Source organism: Buttiauxella sp. S19-1 (assembly GCF_022134725.1).
Classification (GTDB): domain Bacteria; phylum Pseudomonadota; class Gammaproteobacteria; order Enterobacterales; family Enterobacteriaceae; genus Buttiauxella; species Buttiauxella ferragutiae.
Genome location: NZ_JAHWLU010000150.1, coordinates 1 through 9550, shown reverse-complemented (window position 1 = coordinate 9550; position 9550 = coordinate 1). Strand labels below are relative to the sequence as shown.

Below are 9550 nucleotides of genomic sequence, written 5' to 3'. Positions count from 1 at the left end.
GTGCAGCATTGTTTGCTATGTAATCTTCCTCTAGAATTCGAAAGGATGCTCTACTACTGCTAATTGCAGACCAAGAAACGCCCACCATGTCCCAGTATTTTTCGTCAAGAATTCGTGCGATAAAATCATTTTTGTAATGGTTTCTTGCATCGTCACTCCAATTAACAACATTCTCAACATTTCCAAACCAACGTCTAAATTCGCCTCCTTTAGGATGCAAGCGCCAACCATTTCTAGGGTTGATTCTATCTCTTGACACTTCCCACAAATATCTAATAAATAAATCATTATTGCCTGTTTTTACTGCTCCATCAGATATCAAATGCTTTGAAAGTAAATGGTTATCATAAGCCTTCAGTGTAATATCATTAACCCAATAAGCAATTGGAGAACCAGGGATTTTTTTGAAGTCATCGGCAGCGGCAGTTTTTAGACGATCATTTTTAATCGGAAACTCTTTTGGATATCCTTCATCATTGATATCGTCATTCTCAGTATAAGAGAATGCCCCTTGATAAGAAGGAATCTGAACATTTCTAAATACTGTCGCATTGGTACCAAAGGCAATTTTCATAACGCCATTGCCCATATGTACCATCGTTTCAATAGTGTATTTATCCAATACATTCGCACGCATATTTTCGTAGCTAGACAAAAACATCCATGATTGCATAGTCACCATTGAGTTAAACGCAGCATCTTTGAGCCAAGCAAAACCACGCTCAATAAACATCGCAAACAAATCTGACTTACTGTCCGGGAATTGTTTTTTGGCAAACTCTTTCAGCTCGCCATTCATTCCTTTCCCACCCATATACGGCGGGTTCGCTACCACCGCATCATAGCGCTGCGCCAAAATCCACGCCTGCTGAATATATGGAATAAGTTCTGCCGCCGCTTCTTTCTGCTGAATATCACCTTCAACCGCCAGGCGATACAACCCATCCAGAAACGCTTTCAGCGCCGCTTCATCTTCATGTGGAACCTGAATCAACGACCCCAGCGTTTTTGCACTGGTAAACAACGCCAACGTACGCATCAGCAGCTTATATTCTGCGCTGTCGGTGTTGGCCAGTGCCGTCCCTTCAGCAAACATATCTCCCATGCTGCCGCGCTGCACTTGCTGGTGGAAGTTCAGCTTGCTCCACAGCTCAGCAATATCCAGTTTGCTTTCCTGTAGGGATACGATATTCAGCCGCACGCTGCGGGTCAGAATACGGCGGTCATCCTGGCGCGCCAGCATCAGCATCGCAAAACCGGAAAGCTGCGCGGCACGGTCGTCAATGTCCAGTCCGAAGATATTGTTTTCCAGAATCAACTGTGGAATATCACGGGTACGGTAGCCGCGCTCTTCGTAAATCGCTTTCAGCACATTATAGGCTTCGGTCAGGATATGCCCGGAGCCACAGGCCGGGTCCAGCACTTTGATGCTTTCTGGTTCAATGCTGGATGGAGTAATTACAGCCAGCTGAGCCTGAACTTCTGGTGTCTGTTCTGCTGGCTCAATGTAGTAGGGCATTTTGCCTTTCAGCTCAGAATCCGGGTAGGTTTGCAGCCACTGGCGGCCCACCGAGTTCTGCACCAGGTACTGTACAATCCAGTTCGGGGTAAACAGCTGGGTGGCTGCGGGAATATCTTCGCTCTTCACTACCTTGCCGATCACGTCATCTTTTTTCTCGGAGATGTAGAACTGATACAGCCAGCCTATCACTTCGACCTGCGCCCAGTCTTCTTCAGGAATGGTATCTACCATCCCACGCAGAATGGAGTCGGTACGGGTCAGGTTGTCCGGCAGTACCAGCTCGATATCATCGTTGACGGCTTCGAACAGGAAGGGCATAGCGCCCTGAAGGGTATGGCATTGGGCAAGCAGCAGTTCACGATACAGCTCTTCGTCACGATCGCCAGCAAGCTTCATTTCCACCAGGCGCGATTTGTCCAGCCCCAGAGAATCCGCCACTTCCGGTACATGATCCAGCACCTCAAAACCGCCTTCCAGAGTCGGATGAGACAGCATACGGAAGCCGTGATCCAGATAACTATGCAACTCCATATAACGGATGGCGCAGAAGCGGTTAAACCAGGTGTAAGCGATGTGCTCTACCAGCACCTCGTAACCCTGTTTTTCTGCTCGTTTAACCAGGCGTTCACGACGTGCCGTTAGTGATTTTTCCAGCGTGAACTGACCGTACCGCACGCTGTCGCCAAGATCTGTCGCCTGCGAAATTTGCAGATTGCCTTTTTTATCGGCCTCAATACCCAGCGTGGTCAATTTTTGCATGACCGCATCGCGGAACTGTTTACGTGCCACTGGGGCGTATTTTTTTATGTTTGACGTATTCATGTGAAGTCCTGAATAGGGCAGACAGCGCCTGCCCTGAAATGGAGAAATTACTGAAGCTGGACGCGCTCGCCTGCGTTAATGGCATCCATGAGAGTTTTACGTAATTGTTCCAGCGCTTTGTCGACCTGTTCGACGTTATCCAGTGTTGTCACACCGGCAGCTCGTTCCATCGTTTTACGCGTATTGACGTAGATGGTTTTTTTAAGCTTCGGTTTGAGCTCAGGAGGTGGCACTACGCCTCCCGTTTCAGGCTCTGGTTTTGGTTCTTTTTTACGCTGCTCTTCAACCCAGGCATTCAGGCGCTCGTTCGCTTTAAGCAAAAGCGCACGTACCTCAGACTGTTCGTCCATGATTTGAGGGATTAGACCGTTTTGCTCCACTTTTTTGCGCGACTGCTGCATTGGATGCAAGAGCGTATGCTGCAAATCAGCAGGAACGTGCATCTCCTGCATGCTCTGCTTCAGATCTTCAATGTGGTTGGTCATCTGCATAAGCGCACGGTTGCGGTATTCTTCCACCAGACGCTGGTTAACAGACTCAACGGTTTCAATCAGCGGGATAATACGATGCAGTTCACCGTAAGGCCGTGGCTTTCCGTATATAGCCTCCAGTTCCCTAAGTGTATTTTGGGCGGTATCATCTTTTTCCAGCGCATTACGGTTAGCTTTAAAACTGCCGTTCAACGCGGCACTGAGACGTTGCCAGGTCGCATACTGGTTCTTATAGAAGCTGACCAGATCGTCCCAGTCTTCTGCAAAATCTTCGAGGTCTTCAGCCGCAGCGGTAACTTTTTCAATAACGGCATACTCTTCTTTCTCACTGAGAATCCCGTTCAGCAATACCAGACCTTCTTCAATCTCTTTGCGCCCGGGATTTTGCCCGCTCTCGGATCTGGTTTTAAAGACAGTCAGTTCACTCTTCCAGCGGCCAAACAATTCGCGAATATGGGACACCAGCGACTGCTCTTCACGCTCGTTGAAGGGTTCCCCGGCAATGTCGGCCATCAACTGCGCGGCTTTGGTTAACTGCGCTTCGTCATGGCGACGAATTTTAAGTAGTCGTAAATCACTGTAGCGACGTGAATTATTAAACGCATCCCACGCCTGTTTCAGAGCGATTTCGCTACCCTGTAAGTTGAAACTGTATTTTCCGCTACGCGCCAGTCGAGCCACCAGCAGTTTGACTTCATCTTCCGGCCAGCCAAATGGGCGACGGCCAAACGTGGTGAGAATGTCTCGCAGATAAACTGGCTTGTGAGTATCAATACTCATGCTGATCCAGTTATCCACTTCACGCATCGCCTCCGGGTTAGACTCTTCCATTTCTCCCAAATCAAGCTGCGTATCATTTTCTACCGTCAGCAATGCATGGGTCTCACGGTTTACATCCCCGGTGCTGAGACGCAACATTTTAAGTTTGGAGAAACTGTTTTCGATTACATAGCTGCAGGCGGCATCAACAATCGTCGACGGCGAAGAGGATTTTTTATCCAGCCGTTCCCCCAACGCCCAGACATCGGCCTGAGCCAAAAGGGATTCAATCTGCGTTTTGAGTGTTTTTTCGCGCATGCCATTTTCACGACCCTTTTCGGCCAACAGCGTTGCTTGCTCTGGGCGTTGCCCACTTTGCTTACTGAGGAAAGATTTGGTCTGTGCATACATGGTCAGGTCTTGCCAGGTACGAGCTTCATCAGGCAAACAAATCAGAATGCAGTCTTTACTGTCCGTCATCAGCAGACTGTTAGAATGTGCACTTCTATAGCTTTCGTAGTTCGAATCCAGCGGCGTAAGGACTTTAACCACCAGATCGTTGAGATTCGCGCCATCCAGCGGGTGTCCGTTACAGAAACGACTGATATCAAAATCCTGCTTGTTCGCCGGATAACGGTACTTTTTGTTCTTCAGGATCTCGTCAAAAATGATGGTCGAGAGCTGTTTATTGATGGTGGTGAACTCAATGTCGATATTGCGGATTTCATTTTCGATCTCTTTTTCTTCATTGGTGAGGAAAACGAATTTGTCATCAATACGCGAGATCAGCATCTCAGCCTGCAGACGATTAAGGCTGGCTTCAATCTGTCGACGTAGTTCCACTTTATCAGTATCAATACGATCGATGGAGAGCGTTACGAGGTTATCAAGAGTACTTTTCAGCACGTCAACGTAGCGGATCAGGAACAGCGTCTTCAACAGTTTGCCGTCAAATTCCGTCAGTGACGGAGACTGGCAGGCCTGAATAATGGTGCGGCTGACTGCAGGCTCCAGGAAACTTTCAATCGCGGAATAGAAACGCCAGAACGGGACTAGGCTGTCCAGTCCATCGGCAGAGATTTGCACAGCTGCTGACTGGAAGGCATCCAGCAGAGAGCGTTCCCCCATTGCCAGCTGCTTACCCGCAGCCCCTTTGGTACGGATCGATTCAAAGACCTTTTGTAGGATCTGGTAGTGCCATGGCACAAACGGGTAGTTATCAACGAATTCTTTGCTGTTGGAGTAAGCGCGCAGCGTGGCTGTGGTTGTTGTGTCGAACGCCAACTGGTTACGAAGAATGTCGCCTTTTTCCTGCCAGACGGCTTCCAGCGCCGGTTTTGCCGCGTCGGTTTTCACCAACAGTCGTTTCTGGATAACTTCAGAAGTATTGGAACTGGAGAGCTGTAAACGGGTAGAGAAACGCCCTTGAATTTTGGAGAAGTCCTGACCGTCGCGGCTACTCATACCGCCAATCGCGGCATTGATGTCAGCCTGAGATGTCACAATCACCCATGCACGGCCGCCGCAGATAACGCCCAGGTTTTCGGTGATAGTTTGCAGTTTCAGCATCATCTGGGCATCTTTGCCAATGAACTGACCAACCTCATCGACCATAAACAGAATGTTACGGTTGCCCTGGATATCGAGCCACTCTTTCACCCACGTACAGAAGTTCTTAATATCCAACGGGAAGTTCTTATCCAGTTGTTCGATCCACTGGCGTGAGGACTCCTCACTCTGTTTGGTTGCGATGCTTAATGCCTGCGCCATCTGATCGTTGATCATCAGATAGACATCGCGTTCATCTTCCCAGCGAGAACCGGTAATGTCGGCAAAGGCGGCTTTAAACGTATCAAACTGATCGCGTTTATCGAGCTCGCGTTCCAGATGTGCAATGTGCGGGAAGTCCCCGCAATAGCCTGCCAATTCGTTAAAGACTTTCAGGAAAACTTTTAGGATCGCATCAACGCCATCTTCAACGTTTGCGCGCGAGTCAATATTGAACAGCACCACATCGGTTGGGTGTTGAACCGCTTTGCGAATATCGGCCAATAACAGTGCATCGTCGATTTTCTCTTCAAAGAAAGAGAGCGCATTGCGTGTTACGCCATTGTGGCTGACCTCGCGGTTCGCCAACAAATAAGAAAGGATTTTAATGAAGTGAGATTTACCGGAGCCAAAGAAGCCGGAAACCCAAACACCCATCTTATCGGCAAGTTGCAACCTACCGGGGCCTGTGGCGGGGGCGTACACCTCGAAAAACTGGCGTAGGTGGCCGTCCAGCTCACGGGTGATGACATACTCATCCAGTTCAACCCAGGCACTTTCGTCATCGGTCTGCTCGGCTTTAACCACGCCGTTAATATTACGTTTTAGCGGTTTTTCGAAAATCTGTTCAATATTCATTGCTGTCGTCTTTTAACGAGGGTTCAAAGTCGCCGCAGGACCGGTTTCGGGTACCAGTCTGAAGGCTCGGTAATAGTTACGGGAGTTAATGCCAGCTAGCGGAGACAAGTCATATCCGCTGTAATTGCCAGGATAGAACATCAGAAGTGGCGTAAAACCCATTACATCCTGTAACGCACTCATGAGTTCATGCCCGCGCACCAAAGGCCAGGCGTTGCCGAGCCCCGTCAGAACGACAAATTGCTGCGAGGGAAGATCTACCGTACGGGCAATATATTCAGCGATCTTTTTCTGGCTGAGCGGCGCTGCCAGATGCTTTTTCAACGTTTCCAGCCCAAGTTCAGGTTCACGCTGGCAGATACGCTCGAATAGCTTGCGCTCTTCCAGCATGTCAATGATGACCTGAAAAATATTCAACTGGGTGAAGGTGTATTTTTTGTCTAGTTTCTTAAAAAGAAACGCCAGGTACTCACGTACCTGCAGCTCCTGCTGTGCCGGATAATCAAAAATCCAGAAGCCAATCTCATTACCGGAGCCCTGGTTTTTTAAAAAACGGTCGTCGCCGATGCGTTCTTCTAACTGCTTTAAACGGTAATCAAGGATTGGGTCATTCATGCATTACCCTCCAGGATTGGTAGTAGTTCTGCTTTGTTTAATCGATGCAACGCCGCAGCGACATCAGGTAACAGGAAAACTGTTTGAAGATTGCGACGGCGTGGGGTGTCCAGGTATCCGGCTTCTGCGAGGGCCTTAATCAGGTTATTGCCCATTTTTTGAATAGAGGAATCAGAAAAAGCCCCCAGTTCGGGGTGCAAACGAAGATTCTCATCAACAAACTCACTCCAGCAATTTATACCAAGCTTTTCTTTAAACTGCTGGCGTGCCGGGTTCACGACATCAGCCATAAAATCCGCGACAATCGGCGACTGAATCATTAGAGCCACTAGCAGCATTTGCAGACGTTCACTTTCACTCCCATCGGCAATCAGTTGCCAGCACTCGCGATCCAGCGTCATTAGTCGAAGTTTTACTGTTCTGGCATAGCGATTCGCCGTGCTGGTGGAGGATGCCTGAAGGATATTTTCATCGATTATTTGCTGTTGCCAGGTCGTTTCGTCTGGTTCAGAAAGCAGCAGCTCAGCAATAATCCTGCTCTCACGAACCATCAGCGAGCCGCCCAGCAGATCGCCAATCCAGCGTTTATCATTTTTTATCATGGTATTTGTCATCAAAAATCCGGAATGCTGCTCGCAAAAATCAAGTAATGATTGTAATCGGCATGCACGGGAGAAGCTATGACTATGGTCAGCACAATATACGTTCACTGTATGAGTGCTGTCACAAACATGGAGGTGACTAACCATTTGATGTCATAGGGGATTTGTTGAATAAATCGAACTTTTGGTCGTCATCGGGATCAGATCTCTATCTTTCTGACGACATCCTTGTACGCAGTGGCAAAGCAAAAGTTCAAAATCACCAACTGGACAGCCTACAACAAGGCACTGATCAATCGCGGTTCGCTCACATTCTGGCTTGACGAGTCGACAATTCAGGTCTGGTATGACACCACTACTCCGTCCTCACGGGGTCGCCCGCAACACTATTCCGATATGGCCATCACTACCGCACTACCGCACTGATGCTTAAACGTCTGTTCTGCCTCACGTTGCGGGCTGTACAGGGCTTTATTGATTCGATTTTTAAGCTGATGAACGTGCCACTTCGCTGTCCGGATTATACCTGCGTCAGTAAGCGAGCGAGGTCCGTGAATGTCCGTTTCAAAACCCCGACACGCGGCGAAATTGCCCATCTGGTTATCAATTCCACCGGGCTGACAGTGTTCGGCGAAGGCGAGTGGGTAGTGAAAAAACACGGTCAGGAAAAACGCCGCGTCTGGCGAAAACTGCACCTGGCTGTGGACGCCGATACACACGAAGTGATTTGTGCTGACCTCTCCCTGAGCAACGTCACCGATTCGGAAGCCTTCCCGAAGCTTATCCGGCAGACTCACCGTAAAATCAGAGTGGTTTCAGCCGACGGTGCTTACGACACGAGGCTGTGCCACGATGAGTTACGACGTAAGAAAATTAAGGCGTTGATCCCGCCCAGAACCCGGGCGGGTTACTGGCCGCCGGAGTATGCTGACCGGAATCAGGCGGTGACCCGGCAACTCCTTACGGGGAGCAATGAATACTGGAAATGGAACACAGCTTACAACCGTCGTTCGGTAGCCGAAACTGCGATGTATCGTATAAAGCAACTATTCGGTGGCCATCTGACGCTACGGGACTATGATGCCCAGGTCGGGGAGGCTATGGCTATGATCCGTGCATTAAACAAAATGACGCGGGCAGGTGTGCCACAAAGTGTGCGTGTTGCTTGATACATCGCCAGATCAGGGGACTATTTTGCCTAAATCTGATTTATTCAACAAAGACTCTCGCTTTTCTAATTAAACTCGCTCGATCAAACGGCTTCCCATCTTCCCCAAAATACCTTTCCGGCCAAATCTCACTTGGATGCACTCCAAGCGCCTCGGCTATCAAAAATTCCCCTTTCGGCCAGGGTCGCGTTAAAGCGTTCGCCAGCGTAGATGAACTCAAACCAGCCGCTCGCGAAAGTGCTGCCAGCGACGTACCTTTCTTTCGTAAACCAGCGATGATATCTGCCTGATGCCAACCATTAGTCATGATTCCCTCCGTTCTTACACCAATAACGATTCTTGTTAAGTAGATGGGTAATTTAGAGGGACAGTAAAACGCTGGATACTACGGAGTTCGTAGTCGCTCCTGGATGGAACTAAAGAATCAAGAAAAGCCAATCCTTCCGCAACACCAAAGCCGGGTTTCCTGTGAAAATCCCCGGCTTAACGATTTCCTTCTTTATTACGTGCCAGGCACCCATCACGCAGTTCACGAACAGGTCGACAAAGACATCATCTTGCAGCGTACATTTATATAGGTAAACCAGTTCGCATACGTTTCACTGGTTTGCTGTGTTTAAGCTGATAACACATCTGCGAATCGACGGAGTCCGAAAGCAGGTAGTACCGAAAGCCCGAAGTGTACTTATAAAGGAACGATGCGTGTGGGGTTCATCGTGGCTCGGCAGTAACAACCCTTCACTTGAGAAAGACCGGATACATTCACGCATGATGCTGCCGCCATCAAAAGCTTTGCTCTCCATGTCGCCAAACTTCTTACACCTTCCTATATATAGAAGGAAGAACAGGAGATGGCATGTTTAAGGCAGATCTCGCGGTTAGGAACGCTAACCTCGGCTTCGCGGAGGATATAAACGAGCGGTGAGGCAGAAAAATGCGTCTTCATGGGGCGTTTCTGGTGTTGCTGATGACGTTATTACTGACTTTGAGGTGAGTTTATCAAGGGGAGTCGATAATTTTTGTGGATAACTTTGTGAACAACTGCGTATAAGGCGGGGTTTTGCTGTGGAATGCAGCAGTCAGTAAAATTACTGCATATTTAGGCTTGCAGCCTCAGCAGAACTCCCTATAATGCGCCTCCATCGACACGGAACATGTGAACAA

At 48.8% G+C, this 9550-nt stretch carries 5 protein-coding genes and 1 pseudogene; 1 reads left to right on the top strand and 5 read right to left on the bottom strand.

Annotated features, from left to right (window positions below):
• The 4 genes from pglX to MES37_RS21905 all read right to left on the bottom strand — a co-directional run.
• Positions 1 to 2344, bottom strand: a 2344-nt coding sequence (pglX, locus tag MES37_RS21920) for a BREX-1 system adenine-specific DNA-methyltransferase PglX (RefSeq protein WP_237932646.1), incomplete at its 3' end; no start/stop codon positions are given.
• 47 nt (positions 2345 to 2391) lie between these two features.
• Positions 2392 to 6000 (bottom strand): BREX system P-loop protein BrxC, encoded by a 3609-nt coding sequence (brxC, locus tag MES37_RS21915; protein WP_237932645.1) that lies wholly within the window; start codon positions 5998 to 6000, stop codon positions 2392 to 2394.
• Positions 6001 to 6012: 12 nt separating this feature from the next.
• Entirely contained in the window at positions 6013 to 6615 is a 603-nt protein-coding gene (locus tag MES37_RS21910) for a DUF1788 domain-containing protein (RefSeq protein ID WP_237932644.1), read from the bottom strand.
• Positions 6612 to 7229 carry a DUF1819 family protein gene (locus MES37_RS21905; RefSeq protein WP_237932642.1) on the bottom strand — a complete coding sequence of 206 codons (618 nt, stop codon included), beginning with the start codon at positions 7227 to 7229 and terminating at the stop codon, positions 6612 to 6614. Before MES37_RS21905 ends, MES37_RS21910 begins: the two co-directional genes overlap by 4 nt.
• A 225-nt stretch (positions 7230 to 7454) precedes the next feature.
• Between MES37_RS21905 and MES37_RS21900 the strand changes: the two are divergent.
• Positions 7455 to 8386 (top strand): annotated as a pseudogene (locus tag MES37_RS21900) (IS5 family transposase).
• Between the two features lie 40 nt (positions 8387 to 8426).
• Here the strand turns inward: MES37_RS21900 and MES37_RS21895 are convergent.
• Positions 8427 to 8693, bottom strand: a complete 267-nt coding sequence (locus MES37_RS21895) for a helix-turn-helix domain-containing protein (protein ID WP_237932641.1) — start codon at positions 8691 to 8693, stop codon at positions 8427 to 8429.
• Positions 8694 to 9550: the final 857 nt, after the last annotated feature.

Coding starts and splice junctions, on each gene's coding strand:
- brxC (WP_237932645.1), bottom strand. CDS start 6,000: ATGAATATTGAACAGATTTTCGAAAAACCGCTAAAACGTAATATTAAC.
- MES37_RS21905 (WP_237932642.1), bottom strand. CDS start 7,229: ATGACAAATACCATGATAAAAAATGATAAACGCTGGATTGGCGATCTG.
- MES37_RS21910 (WP_237932644.1), bottom strand. CDS start 6,615: ATGAATGACCCAATCCTTGATTACCGTTTAAAGCAGTTAGAAGAACGC.
- MES37_RS21895 (WP_237932641.1), bottom strand. CDS start 8,693: ATGACTAATGGTTGGCATCAGGCAGATATCATCGCTGGTTTACGAAAG.